The sequence below is a fragment of the Bradyrhizobium sp. HKCCYLRH2060 genome (assembly GCF_051168135.1).
Taxonomy (GTDB): domain Bacteria; phylum Pseudomonadota; class Alphaproteobacteria; order Rhizobiales; family Xanthobacteraceae; genus Bradyrhizobium.
Window position 1 is genome coordinate 21,814 of record NZ_JBNPUK010000024.1, and the last position, 23,723, is coordinate 45,536.

Annotated in this window: 19 protein-coding genes; 8 read left to right on the forward strand and 11 right to left on the reverse strand. The window is 67.0% G+C overall.

Features of this window, described 5'->3' with window-relative positions; genetic code table 11:
• Positions 1–4: 4 nt before the first annotated feature.
• Both ACQR10_RS30850 and ACQR10_RS30855 read left to right on the forward strand, forming a co-directional pair.
• Positions 5–5,566 carry a type I polyketide synthase gene (locus ACQR10_RS30850; RefSeq protein WP_316218616.1) on the forward strand — a complete coding sequence of 1,854 codons (5,562 nt, stop codon included), beginning with the start codon at positions 5–7 and terminating at the stop codon, positions 5,564–5,566.
• On the forward strand, positions 5,559–6,782 hold the full coding sequence (locus ACQR10_RS30855; RefSeq protein ID WP_316218615.1) for a trans-sulfuration enzyme family protein: 1,224 nt from the start codon (positions 5,559–5,561) through the stop codon (positions 6,780–6,782). The genes ACQR10_RS30850 and ACQR10_RS30855 overlap by 8 nt, the downstream gene beginning before the upstream one ends.
• 3 nt (positions 6,783–6,785) lie before the next feature.
• Here the strand turns inward: ACQR10_RS30855 and ACQR10_RS30860 are convergent, their stop codons facing one another.
• Both ACQR10_RS30860 and ACQR10_RS30865 read right to left on the reverse strand, forming a co-directional pair.
• The gene (locus ACQR10_RS30860) at positions 6,786–7,367 is read right to left on the reverse strand and encodes a hypothetical protein (protein ID WP_315804975.1); all 582 of its coding nucleotides are present in this window, start codon (positions 7,365–7,367) and stop codon (positions 6,786–6,788) included.
• On the reverse strand, positions 7,364–8,011 hold the full coding sequence (locus ACQR10_RS30865) for a ParA family protein (RefSeq protein ID WP_316218613.1): 648 nt from the start codon (positions 8,009–8,011) through the stop codon (positions 7,364–7,366). Before ACQR10_RS30865 ends, ACQR10_RS30860 begins: the two co-directional genes overlap by 4 nt.
• A gap of 225 nt (positions 8,012–8,236) precedes the next feature.
• On the opposite strand from ACQR10_RS30865, the gene recQ reads away from it, so the two are divergent.
• The gene (recQ, locus tag ACQR10_RS30870) at positions 8,237–10,042 is read left to right on the forward strand and encodes a DNA helicase RecQ (RefSeq protein WP_316218612.1); all 1,806 of its coding nucleotides are present in this window, start codon (positions 8,237–8,239) and stop codon (positions 10,040–10,042) included.
• Positions 10,043–10,129: 87 nt separating this feature from the next.
• Here recQ and ACQR10_RS30875 read toward each other — a convergent pair whose 3' ends face one another.
• The 4 genes from ACQR10_RS30875 to ACQR10_RS30890 all read right to left on the reverse strand — a co-directional run bounded on the left by ACQR10_RS30875 (position 10,130) and on the right by ACQR10_RS30890 (position 13,549).
• Entirely contained in the window at positions 10,130–11,035 is a 906-nt protein-coding gene (locus ACQR10_RS30875) for an HlyD family efflux transporter periplasmic adaptor subunit (RefSeq protein ID WP_316218611.1), read from the reverse strand.
• A 202-nt stretch (positions 11,036–11,237) separates the two neighbouring features.
• Positions 11,238–11,804, reverse strand: a complete 567-nt coding sequence (locus ACQR10_RS30880; protein WP_315804979.1) for a cytochrome b — start codon at positions 11,802–11,804, stop codon at positions 11,238–11,240.
• Positions 11,805–11,885: 81 nt separating this feature from the next.
• Entirely contained in the window at positions 11,886–12,794 is a 909-nt protein-coding gene (locus tag ACQR10_RS30885; RefSeq protein WP_434899173.1) for a sigma-70 family RNA polymerase sigma factor, read from the reverse strand.
• Entirely contained in the window at positions 12,791–13,549 is a 759-nt protein-coding gene (locus ACQR10_RS30890; protein ID WP_434912187.1) for an SDR family oxidoreductase, read from the reverse strand. The genes ACQR10_RS30885 and ACQR10_RS30890 overlap by 4 nt, the downstream gene beginning before the upstream one ends.
• 143 nt (positions 13,550–13,692) lie before the next feature.
• Between ACQR10_RS30890 and ACQR10_RS30895 the strand changes: the two genes are divergently transcribed.
• Complete coding sequence (locus ACQR10_RS30895; protein ID WP_434912188.1) at positions 13,693–14,898, forward strand: M20/M25/M40 family metallo-hydrolase; 1,206 nt, start codon at positions 13,693–13,695, stop codon at positions 14,896–14,898.
• Between the two features lie 631 nt (positions 14,899–15,529).
• On the forward strand, positions 15,530–16,213 hold the full coding sequence (locus tag ACQR10_RS30900) for a GNAT family N-acetyltransferase (RefSeq protein ID WP_434885219.1): 684 nt from the start codon (positions 15,530–15,532) through the stop codon (positions 16,211–16,213).
• Between the two features lie 225 nt (positions 16,214–16,438).
• Here the strand turns inward: ACQR10_RS30900 and ACQR10_RS30905 are convergent, their stop codons facing one another.
• Positions 16,439–16,591, reverse strand: coding sequence for a hypothetical protein (locus ACQR10_RS30905; RefSeq protein WP_315804983.1), 153 nt, complete (start codon positions 16,589–16,591; stop codon positions 16,439–16,441).
• A gap of 416 nt (positions 16,592–17,007) precedes the next feature.
• On the opposite strand from ACQR10_RS30905, the gene ACQR10_RS30910 reads away from it, so the two are divergent.
• Positions 17,008–17,385, forward strand: coding sequence for a hypothetical protein (locus ACQR10_RS30910; protein ID WP_315804984.1), 378 nt, complete (start codon positions 17,008–17,010; stop codon positions 17,383–17,385).
• 271 nt (positions 17,386–17,656) lie between these two features.
• Here ACQR10_RS30910 and ACQR10_RS30915 read toward each other — a convergent pair whose 3' ends face one another.
• From ACQR10_RS30915 to ACQR10_RS30925, 3 genes are all read right to left on the reverse strand, one after another.
• On the reverse strand, positions 17,657–18,112 hold the full coding sequence (locus ACQR10_RS30915) for an RbsD/FucU family protein (protein ID WP_434839057.1): 456 nt from the start codon (positions 18,110–18,112) through the stop codon (positions 17,657–17,659).
• A 69-nt stretch (positions 18,113–18,181) separates the two neighbouring features.
• Complete coding sequence (locus ACQR10_RS30920) at positions 18,182–18,520, reverse strand: hypothetical protein (RefSeq protein ID WP_315804986.1); 339 nt, start codon at positions 18,518–18,520, stop codon at positions 18,182–18,184.
• Between the two features lie 216 nt (positions 18,521–18,736).
• On the reverse strand, positions 18,737–19,384 hold the full coding sequence (locus ACQR10_RS30925; RefSeq protein ID WP_316239066.1) for a hypothetical protein: 648 nt from the start codon (positions 19,382–19,384) through the stop codon (positions 18,737–18,739).
• A 171-nt stretch (positions 19,385–19,555) separates the two neighbouring features.
• Here ACQR10_RS30925 and ACQR10_RS30930 point away from each other — a divergent pair, with 171 nt between their 5' ends.
• Both ACQR10_RS30930 and ACQR10_RS30935 read left to right on the forward strand, forming a co-directional pair.
• Positions 19,556–20,293, forward strand: a complete 738-nt coding sequence (locus ACQR10_RS30930) for a hypothetical protein (RefSeq protein WP_434912189.1) — start codon at positions 19,556–19,558, stop codon at positions 20,291–20,293.
• Positions 20,294–20,317: 24 nt separating this feature from the next.
• Positions 20,318–21,898 carry an endonuclease/exonuclease/phosphatase family protein gene (locus ACQR10_RS30935; RefSeq protein WP_315804989.1) on the forward strand — a complete coding sequence of 527 codons (1,581 nt, stop codon included), beginning with the start codon at positions 20,318–20,320 and terminating at the stop codon, positions 21,896–21,898.
• A gap of 200 nt (positions 21,899–22,098) precedes the next feature.
• Here the strand turns inward: ACQR10_RS30935 and ggt are convergent, their stop codons facing one another.
• Complete coding sequence (ggt, locus tag ACQR10_RS30940) at positions 22,099–23,721, reverse strand: gamma-glutamyltransferase (protein ID WP_434839053.1); 1,623 nt, start codon at positions 23,719–23,721, stop codon at positions 22,099–22,101.
• Positions 23,722–23,723: the final 2 nt, after the last annotated feature.

Genomic DNA, 23,723 nt, shown 5'->3' on the forward strand with positions numbered 1-23,723 from the left:
GGTCATGAGCAGTCCAGAGCCCAGAGACCCATCCCTCATCAAGCAGGCGCTGCTGACGATCCGCCGCCTCGAGGCGGAGATCGCGCGCCTCAAGACGCCGGCGCCGATCGCGATTGTCGGCATGGCCTGCCGCCTGCCCGGCGCCGGTACGCCCGCGGAGCTGTGGGACAGTCTCGCCAATGGACGTGACGCAGTGACCGAGACGCCCCGGGATCGCTGGGACAACGCTCGCCTCGTCGATCCGGATCCCGCCACGCCGGGGCACATGACCGCGCGCCACGGCGCGTTCTGCGCAGGCGTCGATCGCTTCGATGCCGACTTCTTCAACATCGCGCCGCGCGAAGCCCATGCCATGGATCCGCAGCAGCGTGTGCTGCTTGAGGTGAGCTGGGAGGCGCTGGAGCGCGCCAACCAGGATCCGACCGCGCTCTACGGCAGCCCTGCCGGCGTGTTCGTGGGTCTCGGCACTTTCGACTACGCAACGCTGCAGGCGGCGCCCGAGGATCGCGAGAAGGTCGGGCCCTATCACGTCAGCGGCACGGTGCTCAGCGTGGCCGCCGGCCGCCTGTCTTACGTCCTCGGCCTCACCGGCCCGAGCATGACCATCGACACGGCCTGCTCGTCGTCGCTGGTCGCGATCCACCAGGCCTGCCGCAGCCTGCAGCAGAACGAATGCAGCCTTGCGCTCGCCGGCGGCGTCGGGTTGATCCTCAGCCCGGTCCCAAGCATCGCCTTCTCCAAGGCGCACATGCTGTCGCCGCGCGGGCGCTGCCGCACCTTCGACGCCGGCGCCGACGGCTATGTCCGTGGCGAGGGCTGCGGCGTCGTGGTGCTGAAGCGTCTCGCCGATGCCGAGGCCGACGGCGACACCATCCTCGGCATCATCAGAGGCAGCGCCGTCAACCAGGACGGCGCCAGCGGCGGCCTGACCGTGCCGAGCGGAGCGGCGCAGGAAGCCGTCATGCGCGAAGCGCTCAGCCGCGCCGGCCTCGCTGCGTCGGACGTCGCCTATGTCGAGGCTCATGGCACCGGCACCCCGCTCGGTGATCCCATCGAGCTGCGGGCGATCGGCCGTGTCTATGCCACCGAGCGCAACGAGCCGCTGCTTGTTGGATCGCTGAAGACCAATTTCGGGCATCTGGAAGCCGCGGCCGGCGTTGCCGGGCTGATGAAGACCCTTCTCAGTCTGCGGAACGGCATCGTGCCGCCGCATCTGCACTTCGAGACACCCAATCCGAACATCGACTGGGATCACTACCGGCTTGCAGTGCCGCGCAAGCCGACGCCCTTGCCGCCGGGCCGACGCGTCGCCGCCGTCAGCGCCTTCGGCTTCTCCGGCACCAACGCCCATCTCGTCATCGAGGTGCCCGTGCCCGCGGATGTGCCGGCCATTCCGGCGCCTTGCGGCGACGAGCTGCTGGTGATCTCGGCAAAGTCCGCCGCGGCGCTGCGCGAGCAGGCCGAGCAGCACGCGGGTCTGCTGGACGGATTGCCGGCGGCCGAGCTCCGCGATTATTGTGCGACCGCCGCGACCTGCCGCGGCGCGTTCGCGCATCGCCTCACGGCGATCGCATCCGAGCCCCGCGCGCTCGCGCGACAGCTACGCGCCTTTGCATGCGGTGACGCCAATTCGCAAGCGGCTTCCGCAGTCGCTCGCAGCCTGAGCGGCGAGGCCGAACGGACGACCGACTGCCACGCCGCCGCTGCGGCGTTCCTCGCGGGCCGCAGCGTCGACTGGTCGATGCTCTGGCCGCGGCAGAGCTGGCGCAAGCGCGATGTCGCCACCACGGCGTTCCAGCGGCAGCGTTATTGGTTCGACCTCGCAAGCGGCACGCCCCGCTCTCTGATCGGCGCTCTCGTCCGCTCGGCCGCGCTCGACGCGACCTTGTTTCATTTCCGGCTTGGCCCTTCGCTGCAGCCGCTGCTTGACGATCACGAGGTGCAGGGCGCGATCGTTGTCGCCGGCGCCGTATGGATTGCGGCCGCCCGCGAGGCGGCCATGCGCCTCGGCGTCAGCAGCCTCAGCGACATCAGGCTGCCACAGCCCCTCACGCTGCCGCGTGGCGCTGACGTGGAGGTGGAAATCGCCGTCACTGATGGCGATGCCGATGGCGGCCAGCTCAAACTGATGGGCCGTGCCGCTAATGAGTCGGCATGGCGGCGGTGCCTGACAGCGCGCTTGCAGGACGTCAGCGGGGCTGCGCCCGCGAGCGATCTCGCTGCGCTCCGCGGCGCTTGCCCCGACGCGCTCGATGTCGTCGCGCTCTATGCGCGCGCCCGCCGGTTCGGGATCGCGCTCGGCCCGCGCTTTCGCCATCTGCAGCAGGTCTGGCGCGGCCGAGACCAGGCCCTGGCGCGCTGCGCGCCACTCGATCATCTCACCGCGGATGAAGCAGGTCCGCTGCATCCTGGCTTGATCGATGCGGGCTTTCAATTGCTGCTCGCGGCGCTCGGCGACGACTACAATGCGCCGATCGTCCCGGTGCGTTGCGCCGGCCTGCGATGGACGGGTGGTCCGGACCAGGCGACCGGCTGGTGGCACATGCGCCTGACGCGCCGCGATGCCGACAGCGTCACCGCCGACCTGCGCCTGCTCTCGGACACGGGCGATACGCGGCTCGTGATCGAAGGCTTCGAAGCGCGCGCCATGCCGGCCGACTGGCTGGCCCACGCGGATGCCGCGCCCGACGCCTGGTTCATCGCCGAGCATTGGCGCGCGCAGCGGCTGCACCGGCCCGCCGTCCGCAAGATCGCGGCATCGGTTGCCGCGACAGGCGAACGTCTCGCGGCAACGCCGGCCTACGTCGCCTATCGCGACGGCCAACGGCTGCTCGATGAGGTCAGCCTTTGCTATGCCGCCGGCGCGCTCCATGCGCTCGGCTGGCGCCGTCACCTCGCGCTCGACGGCTCGGTGGAGACGATCGCGGCGCGCTTCGGCATTGCTTCGAACCAGCGCGCCCTGCTCGCGCGCATGCTGTCGATGTTGGCGGAGGCCGGCCTCATCGCCACGACATCCACCGGCTTTGTCGATCGGCCCGACCGGCCGCTGCCGCCGCGCGCGCCCGCCAATTTGCCCGACATCTCGATCGCCGCCGAGTGGCGGCTGCTGTCGCGTTGCGGACCCCGGCTGCACGAGGTGCTCACCGGCAAGCTCGATCCGCTCGAATTGCTGTCGCCCGCCGGCGATCCGCGCCAGCTCGCTGAGCTCTATTCTGAGCCGTTGCCGACGCGCTGTATGAACACGCTGCTGAAGCAGGCGCTGGCGTCCTGGGCCGAACAGGCAGCCCCCGGTCAGATCCAGGTCCTGGAGATCGGTGCCGGGACCGGAGCGACCACGGCCGCCGTGCTCGATGCGCTGCCCAGAGATGCCACACGCTACGTGTTCACCGACATCGGCACCGTGTTCCTGACCGATGCACGCGACCGCTTCGGCGAGCAGATCGAGACAAAGCGTCTCGATATCGAAGCGGAGCCAGCGAGCCAGGGTCTCACGCTGCGAAGCTTCGACATCGTGGTCGCCGCCAACGTGCTGCATGCGACGCGAGACCTTGCCGTCACGCTCGCCCACGCGCGCCAATTGCTGGCGCCTGGCGGTCTGCTGGTGCTCGTCGAAGCGGTGACGCCGCAGCGCTGGCTCGATCTGACCTTCGGCATGACCGACGGCTGGTGGCGCTTCGATGACGACCGGCGCAAGACCGGCCATGCTTTGCTCGACATCGCCGGCTGGGGCCGGATGCTCACACGACACGGCTTCGACGAGATCTCACCGCTGCTTGGCGCAGAGCCGTTCGGTCAGACCGTCATCCTCGCGCGCGCCGGCCATGTCGTTGCCGAAAGCGAATGGCTTCTCGTGGCCGACGAGGGAGGTGAGGCGGCACGGCTGGCGCAGGTGCTGGCCGAAGCCGGCGCGCAATGCAGCCTGCTGCAACCACCCGAGCTGCATCGCCGTGCGGCCGAAGCGACGGGCCGCGTTCACGTTGTCGACTGCACGGCGCTGGATGCGGCCGGCGCTCCCGACGTCGCAGTCGAAACCATGCGCGCGGCGATCCTCGACACGACGGCGCGCAGTCTCGCCACCTTGCAGCTTGCTGCAAGCCTGTCCTCGCCCGCGCGCGTCAGCATCCTGACCCGCGGTGCGATCGCTGCATCACCGGGCGACCAGGTCGATGGTCTGGTCGCAGCCTCGCTGCCGGGGCTGATGAAAGTGGCAGCGCTCGAGCTGCCGAATCTGGCCGCACGACTGATCGATATCGACGCCAGCACGACCAGCGCCGATCTGCTGGCCGCGCTCGATTGCGACGAGGGCGAAACGCTTCAGGCGGTCCGCAACGGGCGCCGTTTCGTGCCGCGGATTGCGCCCCCGCCGAAGCGGACCGAGGGTTCGCCCGCCACACTTTCGTTCGACGGCATCCAACTGATCACCGGCGGCTATGGCGGTCTTGGCCTGGCGCTCGCGGAAGCGCTGATCGCGAAGGGCGCGCGCAACATCGCGCTGCTTGGTCGCCGCCCGCCCGATGAGACCATTGCGCGGCGTCTCGCAGGCTGGAGCGCCGCGGGAATCCAGATCCATGCGCTGGTGGCCGACGTCGCGAGCGAGCATGCAATGCAGTCGGTGCTCTCTTCATTGCCCGCCGACGTCCCCATCCGCGGCGTGTTTCACGCGGCCGGCGTGCTCGACGATGCGCTGTTGACTGAACAGTCGCCGGGGCGGCTGGCCCTGGCGTTCGATCCCAAAGTGGCCGGCGCGTTGGTGCTGCATCGGCTGTTTGCGCAGCATGACCTCGGCTGCTTCGTACTGTTCTCCTCCGCCGCATCGCTGCTCGGCTCGGCCGGACAGGCCAGCCATGCTGCCGCCAATGCCTGGCTCGATGCGCTGGCCGCCCATCGGCGTGCGCGTGGGCTTGCCGCAATCGGCATCAACTGGGGCGCCTGGTCGGAGACCGGCGTCGTGGCCGGACACGACCATCAAGGCAATCTGCAGCGCCTCGGCATCGGCGGGATCCGCACCGCGCAAGGTCTCGACGCGCTCTGGCGCATCCTGAAAGCCAATCCGGCGCAGATCGGCGTGGTGCCGCTCGATGTCGATCGCTTCCTGGAGCGCCGCCCGGCGGCGCCTCAACTCGCGGAGCTGCGTGCCGGCCGCGAGCGGCACGTTCCAGCAAAGGCTCGGACGGAGATCGCGGAGCCACGTCCTTCGGATGAGACGCTGCTTGCCAGGGTCCTGGCCGATCTCGCCCGGTCGCTCGGGCGTGATGCAGGCGATGGCATCGATCCCGACCGGCGCTTCGCGGAGCTTGGCCTGGACTCCCTGAGCGGCCTCGACCTGCGCAACCGCCTGCAGGGCCGCACCGGCATCCGCCTGCCGGCCACCGTGATCTTCGACCATCCGACACCGCGGCTGCTCGCATCGCATCTCGAAACGATGCGGGCGGATGCGCCTTCCGCCGAGCCCGTTCCGGCAGGCGACACGCCAATCCTGTCCGACGGCGAGCTCGATGCCCTGTCGGAGGACGAACTCGATGCGCTGATCGACATGCTCGCTGCGGAGGGCACCGGCCGTGACTGACAACAATGCCATCAGACTGAGCCCGTCGCGGACCGGGACCGGGATGCCGGATCAGCCTTGCGGACCACAGCTCCATCTGTCCACCCGTGCCGTTCAAGCAACCGCAGAGCGGCAGACTCCGCAGCCCGCGATCCAGCCGGCCTCGACGGTGTTCTTCGACACTGTCGAGACCCTGCACGAGGCCGAGGCCAATCCGTTCGACGTGTTCTTCTATGGCGGCATGGGCACGCCCGCCGTCAGCAGGATCGAGACGGCGGTCGCCCAGCTCGAGCTCGGCGAACGCGCCATCCTGGTGTCGAGCGGCAGCGCCGCGGTGACCGCGGCCCTGATCGCCTTCGCCCGCGCCGGCCAGCATCTCCTCGTCGCCGACACCGTCGCTTCGAGCACCCGCCGGTTCTGCGAGACCGTACTGCGCGGCCTCGGCGTCGAGATCGAGTTCTACGATCCCGCCGTCGGGGTAGACATCGCCCGGCTGCTGCGACCAGGGACTTGCGCGGTCTATATGGAATCGCCGGGCTCGTTGTCGCTGGAAATGCAGGACGTGCCTGCCATCGCGGCCGCGGCGCGATCGCACGGCGTCATCACCATTCTCGACAACAGCTGGGGCGCGTTCGGCGCGTTCCGGCCGTTCGAGCACGGTGTCGACGTGGTCGTGGTGTCGCTCGGCAAGCAGGCGGCGGGCCATGCCGACCTGATGCTCGGCGCCCTCGTCACCTCGCACCGCCATGCCGCGCGGCTCAAGGACATCGCCGTGCAGCTCGGGCACGTACCCGGCGCGCTGGAGTCGTATCTGGCGTTGCGCGGCCTGCGCAGCCTGCCATTGCGCGGCGAGCGCCAGCTACGCACCACGATCGAGCTCGGCCGCTGGTTCGCCGCACGCGCGGACGTGCGCCGCGTGCTGTGCCCGGCACTGCCTGGCGCGCCGGGGCACGAGCTGTGGCGGCGCGACTGCAGGAGCGCAGCCGGACTGCTGACGATCGCCTTCGCCGCCGAGGCCCGCGACGACGTCATCGCCGCCATCAACCGCCTCGCTCTGAGCCGGCTCGGCTTCGGCTGGGGCGGCGCCGAGAGCCTCGTGCTGCCGATCCTGGAGCCGCCGCCGCGGCAGTTCGCCAAACAGCCGGCGGATGAATTCTGGGTGCGGCTCTCGACCGGCCTCGAGGAGGCTGCCGATCTGATCGCCGACTGGTCGCGCGCACTCGATGGAGACGCGTAGCGGTCACGCGCCGAGGTCGGCAAGGCTGCCGCCCTGCTCGAAATGATCGAGGAAGATGCCGCCGAGCACGCGCGTGGTGGTCATCGCCGTCAGCGAGAACACCGCGATCCCGTACAGGTTGGCGCCGGGCACCACACGACTCAGCGCCGCCGTGGTCAGGCCGCCCGCGACCACAGGCGCCGCAGCCGCCATCAGGCTGGCGACGATCGGGCGCGCCTGATCGTATTGGAACGGCACGCTGTACTCCTCGGCGAGCTTCTTCAGCATATGCAGCACGATCAGCCCGACCCCGACGGGGCCGGCGAAGGGAATCGGGATCAGCCCACCCGCGGCGGCATAGGCGGCATAGCGCTCGACGATCAGCTGGCCGCGCTGCCGGTGCGACGGCACGACCGCCGACGACACGCCGGGCACCAGCGCCGGCGCGATCACCTCGTCGACCGGGTCCGAACCGGCATCCGCAGGCGCCGCCTTGGCCTTCACGCTCTTGCCCTCGGCGACCTGCGCGTCGTCGCCATCAGCAGCGCCGGTGCCGCGCATCTCCCCCATGGTCCGGCCGACCGCCTTCGGCAGCTTGCGGCTCATGCCGCGGCCTCGTGGAGGAACAGACGATCGATCTCGTCGGCGATCGCCGCGATGTCCTGCGCCGCGCGCCCGCCCTCGTCGATCAGATCCGGCGTGGCGCCATACAGCGCCGCCTCGGGATAGGCGACGCGGTTCTGCATCTCGCTGTCGAGCAGCGGAAAACCGGCCTTCATGATCTCCACGCGAATGTGCTTGGCGATCACCGACTCCCGCGTCGTCTGCGTCAGCAGGCAACGGAACAGCGGCCGCCAGCCCCTGATGCCGTTGACCAGGATCGCAAGCGTGTCGAGCATGGCATCGACATCCAGCGGCGACGGCTTCACCGGAACGATCACGAGATCGGCAGCGGCCAAGGCGCCGAGCGTCGAGGGCGTGCGGAACCCCGGTGTGTCGATGATCACCAGCGCCGATTTTGCGAGCTCCTTGGCGGTGCGCCAGACGCCTTCGGTGGCATCCTGGACGACGCGCAGGCCGGCGAGCGCACGCTCCCGCTCGGCGAGCCGCACCACCGATCGCTGCGGATCGGCATCGACCAGCACCACCCTGCGCCCGGCGAGGTGCCAATGCACCGCCAGGCAGGTCGCGACCGTACTCTTGCCGCTCCCACCCTTCAGCGTGGCCAGCGTGATGATCCGATTGGTCATGTCAGCTCACCCCGGGAGCCCATGCGCGTATCAGGATAGGAGCATAATGCGATGCAAGTCGATTCTGCCATAACTCCTCGGCTTGTCCAACGCGCCCCCTGCCGCTGTCCCCCGCCCCATACATCGCCTGGCCGAAATGCGCGCCAGCGGGCAGCTTTCGCTTGACGGCGGCGGGCTGCGACGGGACTTATCCAGTCCCTCTGTCCGTCGAAGAAGTGCGTTGCCATGGCCGCCGATCCGCTCTCGATCCTCAAGACCGTGTTCGGCTATGACAGTTTCCGCGGACGGCAGCGCGACATCGTCGAGCACGTGATCGCCGGCCATAACGCCTTCGTGCTGATGCCGACCGGCGGCGGCAAATCGTTGTGCTACCAGATTCCGGCGCTGGCGCGTCCCGGCCTCGGGCTGATCATCTCGCCGCTGATCGCGCTGATGGAGGACCAGGTCGCGGCGCTCCGGCAGGCCGGCGTGAAGGCCGCGGCGCTCAACTCGCGGCTCTGGGGCGCGGAGAAGGATCTGCTGTGGCAGGACATCGAGCGCGGCGAGCTCGACCTGCTCTACATGGCGCCGGAGACGCTGCTCAAGCCCGAGAACCTCGAGCGCCTCAAAACCGCGCAATTGTCGCTGATCGCGATCGACGAGGCGCATTGCGTTTCGCAATGGGGCCATGACTTCCGGCCCGAATACCGCGCCCTCGACTGCCTCGCCGGGCTGTTCCCCACCATACCGCGCATCGCGCTCACCGCCACGGCCGATGCGCCGACCCGCGCCGAGATCGTCGAGCATCTCGCCATCGGCGACGGCAACAGCTTCATCGCCGGCTTCGACCGGCCGAACATCCGCTATGGCGCGGCCGAGAAGGTCAACAGCATGCAGCAGATGCTGGCCTTCCTCAAATCGCGCGAGGGCGAGAGCGGTATCGTCTATTGTCTGTCGAAGCGCAAGACCGAGGAGGTCGCGGCCTCGCTCAGCGATCACGGCTTCCCGGCGCTGCCCTATCATGCCGGCATGGAGATGAAGGCGCGGGAGAAGAATCAGCGCCGCTTCCAGCTCGAGCAGGGCCTGATCATGGTTGCCACCATCGCCTTCGGCATGGGCATCGACAAGCCCGACGTGCGCTTCGTTGTTCATGCCGACCTGCCCTCCAGCATCGAGGCCTACTATCAGGAGACCGGCCGCGCCGGGCGCGACGGCCTGCCCTCCGAGACTCTGATGCTGTACGGGGCGGAGGACATCGCGCTGCGCCGCCGCTTCATCGACGAGTCCGACGCGCCCGATGCGCGCAAGCGCACCGAGCGCCGCAAGCTCGATGCGCTGCTCGGCTTCGCCGAGACCTGCCAGTGCCGCCGCCAGGTGCTGCTGCGCTATTTCGGCGACGATTGCGCGCCGTGCGGCAATTGCGATATCTGCCTCGATCCGCCGGAGACCTTCGACGGCACCATCGCCGCGCAGAAGCTCCTGTCCTGCATCCACCGCACCGGAGAGCGCTTCGGCCAGGCGCATGTCGTCGCGGTGCTGCTCGGCGAGAGCGACGAGCGCATCGAGCGGCTCGGCCATGACAAGCTCTCGACCTTCGGCATCGGCAAGGAGCACGATCGCAACGCCTGGCGCTCGATCGTCCGCCAGCTCGTCGCCCACGGCCTGATCAGCGTCGACGTCGCCGGCCATGGCGGCCTGTCGATCTCGCCCGAAGGCCGCCAGTTCCTGCGCGACAGGCCGCAGCTCAGCCTGCGCGTGCTGAAGAAGGCGAAGCGCGACCGCAAGGTCCGGGAGCGCCAGACCGCGACGGCGTTTCCCGACATCGACCGCGAGCTGTTCGACAAGCTGCGCGTGCGGCGGATGGAGCTCGCCAGGGCGCAGAACGTCCCGCCCTACGTCATCTTCCACGACAAGACGCTGGCCGAGATGGCGGCCCGCCATCCACGCTCCGTCGCGGAGCTCGCCAGCATCCCCGGCGCCGGCACGGTCAAGCTCGCGCGCTACGGCGAGGCCTTCGTGGCGGTCATCAACGCGCATGATGCGGGCGATTGAGACCGGCGGAACGTTCGCTGGGCGCGCGCAAGGTTCCTCTCTACCAAGTTCACGGCGGCATTCGAGGTTGCGCAGGGATGGTCATGGTCAGATGCGCCGCTGCATCGACGCGGGTTGGAGATCCTGCTCGCAGCGACAGCTCTTCTGCGCCCTCTCCCGCAGGATCTGCGAAACCATCCGCTCCGTCCCGGTCAGGCCAGTCAGGATCGTCGCACCGACCGCCATGCCTGATCTCAATCCGGTGGGCATCGCCGCCCTCGGCAGGCGGATCTTCAGCGCGATCCGGTCTTCGTTGTCCGGCGAGCCGGACGCTGCGCCGATCAGTTCGGCATCCGCAACATGTCCATACAGCCGGATGGAAGGCAGGCCCGGCACGTCGATCGTGACCGCCTGTCCGATCGCGACATAGGTGATCTCGGAGACCGCGAGGGCAGCGATGATATCGGGCTCGCCCGGCGTGACCACGGCCATCAACGACCGATCTGCCGTCACGACGTCCCCGACATGGAGACCGCTTGCGGCCACGACGCCGGCGACGGGAGCGATGACGTCGTTCAGCGCGACCGTCGCGGCGCGCTCGTCCCGGTGCTCGATCCGTGCCAGAACCTGTCCCGCAACGATCTCCTGATTGTCGGTCACGAGCAGGTCCCTGACCCGGCCGGACACCGCCGACCTGACCGGGACTTCGTTCATCCTGACATAGGCGTCATCGGTGTGGACGAGATACTGGCCGACGGTCACATATTCGACCATCCATGGCAGCGCGACGAGCATTCCGATCATCAGGCCGAGCCCGGCGAGCGGCCACAGCGCACGTCCAGCGGCCCCCCTGGGTGTGGCGCGCGGGTCCGCCGGCGAACGCTCCTTATGCACAATGCCCGGCCGGGATCCGCCCGGCGCTTGCTGTCCGTCCACCGTTCGCTCCTCACGACCACGGCATCGGGCGCGTTTGCTGCCTCGGCGCCGTCCTCGTGACGTGAGGGTCGCGCCCACCGGATGCTCGTGACGCCGATGTGGCGGCTCGCAGGCCGGTTGATAATGGCGCCTGGACCGAATTGGGTCTTCAATTTCTCGAAACAATGCCCGCATCGACGGCACCGCGACGCCACCTCACAGCTCGACACGAGACGGCGGTGACGGCCGCGGCGGAAGCGACCGGCGCAATCCACGATTTCCGACAGGCGTGTCGCCTTCCCTAATCGTCCGAGTGAGGCAGCATGCGAAGCAGCGTCCGGTCCCGGAAGATCCAGTGATGGATCAGCGCAGCGGCCGCATGCATTGCGGCCACGATGACAAGGGTGTGGGCGAGAATTTCATGCACTTCCTTGACGTTGTGAGCAAACGCGCGATCCTTGGGCCAGGGCGACGCGATCTCGGCGATGCCAAACAGCGGCAAGGACTCACCGCGCGCAAACTGCAACACGATGCCAATGACGGGCACGGCAAAGAGCAGCGCATAGAGAACGTAGTGCGCGAAACGCGCGGCCGGATCCTGCCACTTTCCCATCCATGTGGCGAATTCGGTCGCTTCCGGCGGCGGAGATGGGTCGGCCAGCCGCCAAGCCAGGCGCACCACCAGAAGCATGAGGATCGCGATCCCGGCCGTCACATGGACGAGCAGGCCGGACTCGCGCGGCGCGCCCTTGGGCAGCACGTCACCGAACACCCCAAGCGCCCAGGCGACGGCCACGAGAACGACCGTCAGCCAATGCAGCGTCTGCGGAATCGCGCCGTAGTCCCTCGTCGAGTTGAAGAGCTGCATCTCAGACCTCTGTTAGCAAAAGATGCTCCTGGCGCGACCGTCCCTCGTTGATGTGGATCAAGCCCTTGCAGGTCTGGGTGCTCAGACCGGCGGGACGAGTGCCAGCTCTGCATCGGCCATGACATAGCGGACGTAGCGGTAGTCGCGGATGAAGCTGATCTTGCCGTCGCGCCAGCTCAGCCACATGAAGTAGCTGGGCTGCGGATCGCCCGGGCGTTCGAACACGGCGATCACTTCCCGGCCCTCCAGCCGGGCCGGCGCCAGCCAGACGCCGTCCATCCCGGCATAGATGCTGAAGAACATCCCGACATCGGCCGAGCCGACACGGACGGGATGAGTGGACTGGTGCAGTTTGACGTCGTGCGCCAGCAGCGCACGCAGGCCGTCCCAATCACGCCGGTTGAACAGGCTGACATAGCGTGTCACCGCATCGGAGGCGGGTCTCGCCGCCGGCCGTGCCTCGGCCAGAGCGTTGATCTCGGAGAGCCGCGCCCGGGCGCGGGCGAGATGCGCCTTCACCGAGTCCACCGTCAGGCCGAGCAGCGCCGCGATGTCGGCGAGCGGCTCGTCGAGCACGTCCTTCAGAACCAGGACGCTGCGCTGAGGGATCGGAAGCTCCGCGAAGCGCGACACCGCGGTCCGCACCGCCTCCTCGCGCATCATCATCTCCATGGCATCGGGCACGGTGTCGTCGGCGACGCCGTCGGCCGCCTCCATCGGTTCGGCAGCCCGGATCACACGGCTGCGCAGCAAGTCGAGCGCCCGGTTGTGCGCGACCCGGAACAGCCAGGCGCGCAGCATCGCGACGTCGCGCATCTCGTTCACCGCGACGAGCGCTTTTGTCAGTGTGTCCTGCACGACGTCCTCGCCGTCGATCACCGAGCCCATCAGGCGCGCGCAATAGCGATGCAGCTCCGGCCGCAGCTGCTCTGCCAGGGCCACGAGCTCGGCGCTGCGCACGCCGGGCGAAGCATGTCCGCCGTCACTCAAGCTGCCGCTCCTTCCATCACCGTCACGCCGTCGTCGCCGTTCAGACCGAACACGACACCATCGGCGAAGCGCTGGTCCTCCAGCACGGAGACGACGCGGTCGCCGAACGCGCGCGGCGGCATCGGCGCGCCGAAACGGGCAACGAACGCTTCCGGCGTGATGCCCATCGCGCCCGCATAGGCGCCCGCGGCCGTATCCCCCACTCCCGTGCCGAGGATCATCATGCGCGGCACGATCGCCTGGAAGCGGATGCCGAGCCTGTCGTCCTGCGACACGCCGTTGGCGTATTTCGCCATGAACCAGAGCATGCGCTTGGCGCCGCCATAGCCGCCTGACATCTGTGAACCGCCCACCGCCGCGCCGCTCGATCCGACCAGGACGCGGCTTCCTGGTTTCAGGGGGAGCTTGAGCGCCGCCTGGATCCAGTACAAGCCCGCCTTGACGTCCGTGTCCCAGGCAACCGAGAAATCCCTCCAGGTCAGCCGATCCAGCCGGTCCATGTGCGGCGTCGTTCCGGCGTTCAAGACCAGGATGTCGGGGCGGATATCGCCGACGATGCGATGCGCGGCGGCCTCGTCGGTGACGTCGGCCGCGATCGTGGCCACGCCGAGGCGGGCGGCGACGGCATTCAACGCGCCGGTTCCGCGCGCGACGACGGTCACCTTGGCGCCGCGATCGACGAGGGCCTCCACGACTCCCAGGCCAAGGCCGCGGCTTCCGCCGGTGACGACGATCGTCTTGTCTTTCAGGCTCATGATGATGCTCCAATGTCGAGATGACATGAAGACGATCGAGGCATCGGAAAAGAGTCAGGCGGCGAAACCAATGCGAGCCCTCTTGCGCAACCGGCCGCCCGGCTGGATGCTCCGGACACATCGTTCATCATGGGAATCGCTTCATGTCCGTCGACACCGCCGCCGCCACCGATCGTCTGATGCGTTTTCTCGCCGTGCAGGGCGTGACCGGACAGGAAAAGGCGATCGGGCGCGAGATCATGGCGGCGCTGAAGCAGGCGGGGGTCCCGGCCAAGGCGATGCGGCTCGATGATGCCAACACCCGGATTCCGCTGCCGACCGAGACCGGCAACCTGATCGTCGAGCTGCCCGGCCGCGGCACGATGCACAACCAGCCGCGCGTTATGTTCATGACCCACATGGACACCGTGCCGCTGTGCGCCGGCGCGCAGCCGAAGATCTCCGGCCGCAAGATCGTCAATCAGGCCAGGACCGCGCTCGGCGGCGACAATCGCTGCGGCTGCGGCATTCTCGTCACCCTCGCGGCCGAGCTGATCCGCGAGAGGCTCGATCATCCGCCGATCACCCTGCTGTTCTGCGTGCGCGAGGAGAGCGGGCTCTATGGCGCGCGGCACGTCAACACCGACGACCTCGGCGGGCCCGAGATGGCGTTCAACTTCGACGGCAGCTCCGCCTCCGCCGTCACGATCGGGGCTGTCGGTGCCGACTGCTGGGAGGTCGAGATCTTCGGACGCGCCTCGCATGCCGGCGTCGCGCCTGAGCGCGGCATCAGCGCCACCATGATCCTGGCGCTCGCGCTCGCCGACGTCAAAGCCGGCGGCTGGTTCGGCAAGGTGGTGAAGGGCAAGGGCAAGGCCGCGAGGCTTGGCACCAGCAATGTCGGCCCGGTCACCGGCGGCGAAGGCCGCCCCGCGGGCGACGCCACCAACGTCGTGACCGACTACGTCCACGTCCGCGGCGAATGCCGCAGCCACGATGCCAAATTCATCCGCGAGATCACCAAGGCCTACAAGACGGCTTTCGAGAAGGCGGCCAAGCAGGTCACCAACAGCGAGGGCAAGTCCGGCCGCGTCAAGTTCAAGGCCGAGACCGACTATCATCCGTTCCGGATGAAGGAGACCCTGCCCGTCGTCAAGCGCGCCACCGCGGCCGTCGCCGACATCGGCGCCACGCCGACCTTGCGCGCCGGCAATGGCGGCCTCGACGCCAACTGGATGGTCCGCCACGGCATCCCGACCGTGACCTTCGGCACCGGCCAGAACGAGCCGCACACGACAGACGAATGGATCAACCTCGACGAATACGACCGCGCCTGCGCGCTGGCGCTGCGGCTCGCGACGATGGGCTGACACGACGCCGATGCAGGAAGCCTGCGCAACGCCGGCGCGGGACATCGTCACCACCACTTCCCTCCTTCGGGCGATCGATCTGCAGACAAGGCCGAGCGATCTCGCGGCGGCGTACGCCCGAGTTTTGCATGGAGCTGACCTCTCCTACGAAGAAGAGGCGCAGGGAAGACCGGGTATCGGCTGATACCCGCGGTCCGCGTGCAACAAGAAGCACGCGGCAGAACCACAGGTTCAGCCCAATATCCGGCCTTCCCTGCGCGACGGTTTGACAGCTTATACGAGCTCTCCCCGGGGAACGGCTGTCTTGCCCCCGTCGCCTGCGGATCATCACCGCCGGCTTGGCATCAGCACCGCGATGCCAGGACCACACGATTTCGCCGTCGCGTCGCTCCGTTCGTCGGCTCGGCTGTGACACCAGGCTGCGGAGCAACACGCCCATCGCATCTTCCGGCTCGACGCTCGTGACGATCGCGAAACGTCCCTCTTCAGCGAGCCGGGATGTCCGGAAATGTGGAGGTGATTTGCCCGACGTGACAAGGGAGAAGTCCGCGACAAACTGGCACGACGGCCAGTTGGCGCATGGAGGGCATGCGAGGATTGCCCGTCGTGCACATCGGCCGGATCCGCGCGCGTGCCGGCGGGCACACTGCGCTTGCGCCTGGCGCGACCAGACGATTCCGTTCGGCCCATGTCAGACGGCGGTAAGCTTGATGACGTTCACATCACGTGGCGCAGGTCGCATAGGCAGCTTTTGGAGCGAGGAGAGCCTTTGACTCATGACATCGGCGAGAGCCGCGTGACACTCGAGATCGCGGACAACCGGAATCTGCAGGGCTTCAAGAAAGAATTGCGGGAGGCCTTCTCGGCCGCCGTGATGGACGAGGTCGGCTCGGTCCCGGACCAATCGATCCCCTCCGACGACGACATCGAACAGTCAGTCAACGCGGCGGGCGCCGTGACATATCAAATCCTGTTGGACGGCACACCCGTCGGCGGCGCCGTCCTGACCATCGATCCAATCTCGCATCACAATTCGCTCGATCTGTTCTACATCTCGATCCGGCAGCATGGCCGCGGCATCGGGCAAAGGGCCTGGCACGCGATCGAGGCGCGCTATCCGGACACCAAGGTGTGGCAGACGTTCACGCCCTATTTCGAGAAGCGCAACATTCATTTCTATGTCAACAAATGCGGCTTTAAGATCGTCGAGTACTACAACGCCTACAACCCGCTGCCGCACCAGCCGCCGCTGCAAGGCATGCCTGACGACGGCGACTTCTTCCGCTTCGAAAAGCTCATGCAGGACGGTCGGTGAGCGGATGGAGCACGTTGGCGCTGAGCGATCGATCAGTTGTCTTGCGCACGGTATTTCGGCCGTCAACGCATGCTTTGCGTGGGGGCCGCCGGTGTTGCGGCGACCCGTCGCTTCATCCTCACGGCGCAGGCAAGCGGGCCGGTGCCCCGGCAAGCCCATCGCACGTGTCGCGCAAGCTCATCTAAACGCGCATCTGTTCATGGACGAGCGCTCGTGGTCGGGTCGTCAGCTCTTTCGCTCGAGCGTCGAGACGACTTCGTAGAGGCCAGGGTCGGCCTGGCCGAAAGCGTTGTTGCCCTGGATCAGGCCGCGCGCCATGAGGTGCTCGATGACGCGCGCTGCGGCGTCTTGATCCACGCTTTGCGCGTAGTTCACCACGCGCGTCCCATCCAGGCTGCGATGCAGGCTCGCGGATATCCACCCGTCCACCTCTCGAGCCGCTTCGGCGGCCCTTGCGAGACGGTCGATCAGTGGCTCCTGCTGACGCCGGAGACGTAACGCCGAGGTTCCAGGAAGTCAATCCGCCGACAGACCCACCTCCACGGCGATTCGACGACGCGCACAAGTTCGGTCGGCGACCCGGAACTCCAAAGGGCAGCAGCGGTTCTAATGCGGTGGACCCTGACATTCACTTTGGGAGCGCCGCTGGCACCTGAAGCGAAGTCGGATCCAGCACGGCAACTGATCATCCGTCTACCGGCATGCCCCGCTTCTGACAGTCGTCAACAGTTCTCGGCAGAGCCGGACACCTCAAGACATCCGCCGATCACGGCGCACTTCACTGGAGGCCTGACATGTCGACCAAGAAATCTCTGCTCGGCCGCACGGCCGCAATCGCTTCATTGACTGCGCTCGCGATCGGCGCCTTGACCCCGACCAGTGCCGATGCGCGGAATGGGCGCTGGCACGGCGGTGGTGGCGCTGCCGTCGGCGCGGCGCTGGCGGCCGGAGCCATCGGCACCGGTCTTGCGATCGCCGCAAGCCGCGACGCCTATGATTACTACGATGGTCCGGTCTATGGCGGCCCGGCCTATTACGAGGCTCCCGCCTACTATGGCGTGAACCCCCACGCCTATGGCTACTACCGCAAGGGCGAATACCCCTATCAGGTCTATGGCGGCGACAGCCCGAACGCGGTCTGCGCGCAGGGCACGACCTGGAATTGCCGCTGAGGCCGCTTCTGATTGAAACCTCGGCGCGGCACCGGGCGAGGTCTCGTGGCGCTCGCCCGGCGCTGGACTCCCTTTTATGCCGTCGTGACCAGTCCCGTAGCCGCCATGAGCGCAGCGACATGCAAGACCGACCTCTCGCCGGGTCGCTTCCCCTGGCGCCCATTGAGCCGCGGCGGGCGCGACGCGTCGAACGCGAGGCGGATGACCGATCGCGACCTACTGGCATGCACACCCCTGCCCAGATGCGGCGCGCCGGCCCGCATCGTGATCGCTATGCGCCATCCAGCGGGATGACGCCCTTGCTGAAGATGAAGCAGCCGTAGAACCGGCGCTCGCCGGTCGCGATCACGCAGTAGGCGCTCTTGGCCATTTCATAGAATGCGTAGCGCTCGACGCCGACCAGCGGCCACGGCCTGCCTTCGGCGCTGTTGGTCACCGCCTGGACCTCCTGCTGCACCGGCGCCACCTCCTCCGGCTTGCCGACGACCTCCATCCGGATGGCGGCATCTTCGATGAAGGTGTCGAGCGGAAGAACCGACAGCACCGCCTGGACGGCCCTGGCCGCACTCACATTGTCGATGCGCAGCAACTCGCCGAAGACGGTCTGCCGCGCGATCGCATCCGCCGGAAAGTTGGTGTCGCAGATCACGAGACGGTCGCCATGCCCCATCGCTCTGAGCGCGTAGAGCACGTCGGCATTGAGCAGCGGATCGATCCCCTTGAGCATGTGGTCTCCCTGTCAGTTTTCATGGACGGACCATGTCGGTAGTTGCGACCGCAGCCATCGCATTTCGGGCTACGCTCGCCCCTCGCCGACCAGCCGAAGATCGATGCTGCCAATCAGGTCCGCGCGCAGCGTTTCAGCGGCAGCCATCGCCGCCATGGTCTGTCGCAAGGTGCTCACGTTCGATCCGAGCGAAACGATGCCGCCGAGCACCGCGGCAATCGCCCCGAGGACGACGACCGCATTGGACCCGAGCAGGCCCAGTACCGCCCCGAGCAGCAATGCGGCGCCGCCGGATATGACGATCTTCGAGGCCAGGATGATCTTTCGACACCGCTCGGCCATTTCGGCAAGCTGTTCGATCCGCCGCTCGATGAGGGAGATTTGATCGCTCGGGTCGTCCTCATCCATCAGACCAACTGTTCTCCACGGTGTTTGCTTTGGGCTAATTCCGTCCCGCCCACCAACGTACGGCCATTGACTGGACATTCCAAGAGATGGTTTGCAGCCGTGAGGAATCGACCTTGATGAAGTTCGCGATCATCCGACATGGTACGGTGTTGGATCACGCCAACACATGACATTTGGCTTTGCCACGGCGCGACCAACGCGAGGAGGCTCTCGAGGCTAGGCCGGCACGGGAACCCCGGCCTTCTTCTCCAGCGCGGCCACCCGGTCGCGAAGGCTGCGGATCTCCGCGACCAGGTCGAGGACGTCCGGCGCGGGTTGATGCCCGATCATCCCGACATGGGTCGTGGTCACACGAATGGTCGACGAGTTGATCTCCATGCTGGTGTGGGAGCTCGCAACTGGACCCGGTTGCAGTGCAGGCGTTGCGGGGACTGCGATCGTAACGCCACCGGCCACAATTCCGTCTGGAGCGGCAACGGTTTTCTCGAACCGCGCGGCGCCTTTAACGGTCATGTCTTCGAGTTTCGCAGCACCGTGAATCGAAACGCCCCCCGCGTAATGCTTGCCATCGTTGAGAACAAGCTCGTCTGCCTGGGAGTGCGAGAGCGCCGCGCGCGCCGCCGGGGGCACTTTCGGGCTCTGGAGCTGCACCGTCTCGACGTTGCATACCATCATCGCTCGCCCCAGCCAGGCCGGAGCCAACAAGAGACGCCCCGCGTGGGCCTCCGCACCGTCAAACTCGATTCTGAGCATGCCGGGATAGCCCTGCGCGTCGACGGGAATCCTGACGTTGCCGCTCTGCAGCACAGTCGTTGATCCTTCCAGGATGACCGACGTGTCGGTGAGTTTGATGTCGCTCGTCATGTTCGCCGCCTCCCGTTGAAGATGTAGCTTAAAATATCGTCAACTCGGCCGCCGCGGGTTGATTCACGTCAACGCTCCATCGGCTGGCGCCTGCGACCGTTAGCTATCAAGTAGGATGTTCTGGCGCGCGACAGGCCGCGCTCAGAACATGCGAACTGGCGGGGTCTTGAAATGCCCAATGATCTGCACACCGTCCTGAGCGGCATTCACGGATTGAAGGTCGACGCTGTCGAGAGGTCGGTTCCGGCCTGCGCAGACCATGCCTTTGCCTGGGCAGGCAAGCTGCTCGCCGCCCCCCATCCTCGCGCCCGCGCCGATTTCAGCTCGGCTCATCAGCGGGCCTGGCTCGAGGCCATGAGCAATCTAAGTGCATGGAAGACGCGGCAGATCGATCTGAACCTGCCGGCATCGGAGAAGCTGCTGATTGTCGGATGGTACTTCCCGGAGCTCGCGAGCCTGCTCGGCACTGCGGAAAAAAAGCATGTGGTCGTTCTGGTATCGAATGATGCTCCCTGGCTCTCCGAGCTGAAGGACGCAGGCACCACACTGAACTTCCGGGCCGAAGGCGGTGCGTCGGCGCTCGCCGCGTACATGCGCGAAGGCCGCAACGTGTTCGCGATGATGGACAACATTCATCCGGGCACCGAGTTCATCCGCAGCCCATTCTTCGGGCGCCCCGCCAAGACCCCGGCCGCCATTCTGAGGCTTGCGATCCGCAACGGCTACACGCTGGCGCTGATAGCGCCCAGGGACAACCGTGTGGAGGTGGTGGCGACACTGCCCACCGCCGGCAAGCAGCCGGAGGATCTCGCTGCCTGGGTGAACCAGAAGATCGAACAGGAGGTCAGACGGGCGCCGGAACGCTGGCTGTCCTGGCCGACGCTCGCCTACCGCTTCCAGGCAAGCTGATTCACCAGTCAGGAGGACGCGCGCATGCCCACCACGTCGTTCAATCAGCTCGCGCAGCAGGCCGACGCACTTCACCCGCCGCAATCGCTGCACAGCCTCTTGTCCAGGCTGCGCTACCCCGGAGCGGCACCGGGAACGACCCTGCCGACGGCTTCGTTCGCCGACGCAGCTTGGCGCCTGTCGGGCCCCTCCACGACACGAATTTCATTTTTGCACTACAACATCTGGTGCCTGCGCGCGAAGATCGGACTGAAGGAGATCGTCGCCGCTGCCGGGGGAGTGGGCCACTTCGCGGCTTGTCTCGGGGTCTCGTCGGCCGAGTTCATCGGCAAGGCACTGGAGATGGTCGGGGCCGACATCGGAGATGTCTGCGACCGCATCTTCCCACCGATCGTGGAAGTCTGCGGCGTTTCCGTCAACCCGCTGAACGATGCCTGCAAGCTGGTGGGCGACTGCCTCTCGCTCGGCGGATACATCATCGAACATCTCAGTTCCGACCTCGACTGGCTGATAAGCCTCTTCTCGATCCCGGAGGAGGTCGTATTCGAGCTGCTGATGCAGATGGTCGCGCCGGTACTTGGCGTGTTCGAAGTGAGCGCCATGGAGAAGCCGGTTATCCCCGAGCGCGCCGACGAAATCGGCCGGAGGGTGTTCGCCTACGACCTCGTATCGCTGGTCGAGGCTTGGGACCAGGATACGAGGGATAAGATCCTGGCACATGGCACCGCGCAGCATGTCGAGGGACCGACCGGCTCCCTCGCCTACAAGCAGCTGCAGAGTGGGATTCTCGTACTCAGCCCGACGCGGACGATCGAGAATGGCGGTGGGCATGTCTATGCCGCGGACGGCGTGTCGCGAGTCATGCCCGGCGGATGCGAGATGAGCTACATGTTCGATTCCGACAAATGGGCGAACAAGGGGGTGCAGCTCACGCGTATCCCGGTTGGCTTTGGTGCGATCGAGCTATATTCGACGCATGTTTATGCCGGCGACGGCGGCCTTCTGTCGCCCGGCCCGACCGACGCGGAGAAGATCGACGTCAGGCGCAGGCAGATTGACGAGTTGATTGCCTTCATCAAGGCGACGCACCTTCCATCCAACGTGGCCATTGTCGCCGGAGATTTCAACATCGGCGCGGACACCGACGAATACCACAATCTGGTCGCGGCGATGGAGCAGGCCGGCTTTTATGACCTGTGGACCGTCCCGTTCGATACGATGAAAAGCGATGGTTTGACCGACCGTCACGGCGAGGGCGACGAGCCGATCTACAACGACTTCAATACCAACTGTAAGGTCTATCGCGCCAGCGAGGCATATCGGCAAGCCTACGATCCGGCCCTTGCCACGCCAACGATGTCGGACGATGTCGATTACTACTGCGACGACATGCAGCCGGACGACGCGAATCCCACCGGATCCAGGATCGACTACCTGTTCATGGAACGTGCGACTGCATTTCACGGCTTCAATCTCGACGTCTCGCGTGTGCGCCGGCGCGCTTTCAAGTCACGCATTCGCTGGGTCGTCACCCCCGGCCCGCAGGACTATCTCTCGGACCACATTGGATTGGAGACGACTTTGTTCGCCAGCCCAAGGCACTAACCCAAGGCACTAACCCAAGGCACTAGCGCACTGGGTGTTCAAGAAGCGCGGCAAGAGGCTCCAATTCACTGAATGGGTCGCTCATCGTCGATGCGCAGCGCTCGACGGCGGGAAGCCAAGTTGAGGCGTCTTCGCACTCGACCTGGTAAACGGCAGGCCACGCTACAGCGGTCGCGCCCCCATCCGACGTCCGCGCCGAACTACCAACCGTGGGCCGCACCGTCGCTCCGTGGATCTGAACCTCCGGCCAGAATGCCACTCTGCGGGTCGCGCGTAATGCCGTGGGCGTGGCCGGCCATCTCGTTCCATGCGCCCCAGCGGTTGATGATGTGCCCGCGCCGCGCCAGCTCGCTGACCGTCTCCTCCGGGAAGCGGCCTTCCATGTGAAGCGTATCCCGGGCCTCGCCGAGTCCGAAGCGGCCGGAGAGGAAGCGCGGCAGCTCGATGGCCTCCTGGATGTCGAGGCCGTGATCGATCATCGCCGAATACAGCTGGAGCTGGATCTGCGGCTGCCCGTCCGCGCCCATGCAGCCGAGCACGCTCCACAGCCGGCCATCGCGCTTGGCGATCGAGGCGATCAACGTGTGCAAGGGGATCTTGCCCGGCTCGAGCCGATTGGGATGGTCGGGCTCGAGCGAGAAATACGCGCTGCGATTCTGCAGCACGATTCCGGTGCGGCCGGCGACCAGGCAGGATCCGAACGCACCGTACAGGCTCTGGATCAGCGAGACCGCGTTGCCGTCGCCGTCGACCACCGCGACATAGACGGTGTCGCCGGCCAGGCTGCCATAGGAGGGAATCTGATCCCAGCGCAGCGCGCGACGAGGATCGATCAGTCCGGCGCGGCTGTCCGCATAGGCTCTGGAAATGAGCTCCTGATCCGGCACATCGACGAAGGCGGGGTCGGCGAGCACGCGGTCGCGGTCGTGATAGGCGATCTGCTTGGCCTGGACCATCAGATGCACGCGGTCGGGACCGAGCAGATCCTTCTCGTGCAGTCCGTGAGGCTCGAGCAGATTGAGCATCTCGAGCACCGAGAAGCCCTGGGTCGGCGGCGGCGTGTTGTAGATCTCGACGCCGCGGTAGCGGCCGACGAGCGGCGTGCCCCAGCCCGCCCGCTGCCGTGCCAGATCGCTGTCGCCAAAAAAGCCTCCCGCCTCGCGCGAGACGCGCGTCAGCTCGTCGGCCACCGGCCCGCCATAGAAGCCGGCCCAGCCCGCGTCCGCGACAGCGCGCAGCGTCCGGGCGAGATCCGGATTTGCGAGCCTCGCGCCCGCCGCGGGGATTGCGCCTCCGGGCATGAACAGCGCGGCCGCCTCCGGCTGGCGACAAAGCTCGTCACGCATCAGCTCGATGAAGCTCGCCAGCCGGGCTGTGACGGGAAAGCCATCCTGCGCGTAGGCGATGGCGTTCTCGAGCACCTTGGCGAGCGGCAGGCAGCCGAAGGCGCGATGCGCCTCGGTCCAGCTGGCAACCGCGCCCGGCACCGTCAGCGTGGCCGGGATGATGCCGCGCAGCGGGATCTCGCTGATCCCTCTCTCGCGCAACGCCGGCAGCGAGGCCGATCCGGCTGCCTTGCCGCCGCCGTTCAGGAATTTGACCGCTCCGCTGCGGCCGTCATGGATCAGCCAGAAGGCGTCACCGCCGAGGCCCGTCATGTGCGGATAGACCACCGACAGCACGGCGCTGGTCGCGATCGCGGCATCGACCGCGGAGCCGCCGGCGCGCAGGATGTCGACCCCCGCGCTCGAAGCGAGCGCATGCGGCGAAGTCACCATTCCGCGGGGCGCAAGCGTAACCGGCCGACCGGTGCTGATGTCCATGA

Coding starts and splice junctions, on each gene's coding strand:
- ACQR10_RS30865 (WP_316218613.1), bottom strand. CDS start 8,011: ATGACCAATCGGATCATCACGCTGGCCACGCTGAAGGGTGGGAGCGGC.
- ACQR10_RS30860 (WP_315804975.1), bottom strand. CDS start 7,367: ATGAGCCGCAAGCTGCCGAAGGCGGTCGGCCGGACCATGGGGGAGATG.
- ACQR10_RS30890 (WP_434912187.1), bottom strand. CDS start 13,549: ATGAGCCTGAAAGACAAGACGATCGTCGTCACCGGCGGAAGCCGCGGC.
- ACQR10_RS30915 (WP_434839057.1), bottom strand. CDS start 18,112: ATGCTCAAGGGGATCGATCCGCTGCTCAATGCCGACGTGCTCTACGCG.
- ACQR10_RS30930 (WP_434912189.1), top strand. CDS start 19,556: ATGCCCAATGATCTGCACACCGTCCTGAGCGGCATTCACGGATTGAAG.
- recQ (WP_316218612.1), top strand. CDS start 8,237: ATGGCCGCCGATCCGCTCTCGATCCTCAAGACCGTGTTCGGCTATGAC.
- ACQR10_RS30935 (WP_315804989.1), top strand. CDS start 20,318: ATGCCCACCACGTCGTTCAATCAGCTCGCGCAGCAGGCCGACGCACTT.
- ACQR10_RS30895 (WP_434912188.1), top strand. CDS start 13,693: ATGTCCGTCGACACCGCCGCCGCCACCGATCGTCTGATGCGTTTTCTC.
- ggt (WP_434839053.1), bottom strand. CDS start 23,721: ATGGACATCAGCACCGGTCGGCCGGTTACGCTTGCGCCCCGCGGAATG.
- ACQR10_RS30920 (WP_315804986.1), bottom strand. CDS start 18,520: ATGGATGAGGACGACCCGAGCGATCAAATCTCCCTCATCGAGCGGCGG.
- ACQR10_RS30925 (WP_316239066.1), bottom strand. CDS start 19,384: ATGACGAGCGACATCAAACTCACCGACACGTCGGTCATCCTGGAAGGA.
- ACQR10_RS30850 (WP_316218616.1), top strand. CDS start 5: ATGAGCAGTCCAGAGCCCAGAGACCCATCCCTCATCAAGCAGGCGCTG.
- ACQR10_RS30910 (WP_315804984.1), top strand. CDS start 17,008: ATGTCGACCAAGAAATCTCTGCTCGGCCGCACGGCCGCAATCGCTTCA.
- ACQR10_RS30880 (WP_315804979.1), bottom strand. CDS start 11,804: ATGCAGCTCTTCAACTCGACGAGGGACTACGGCGCGATTCCGCAGACG.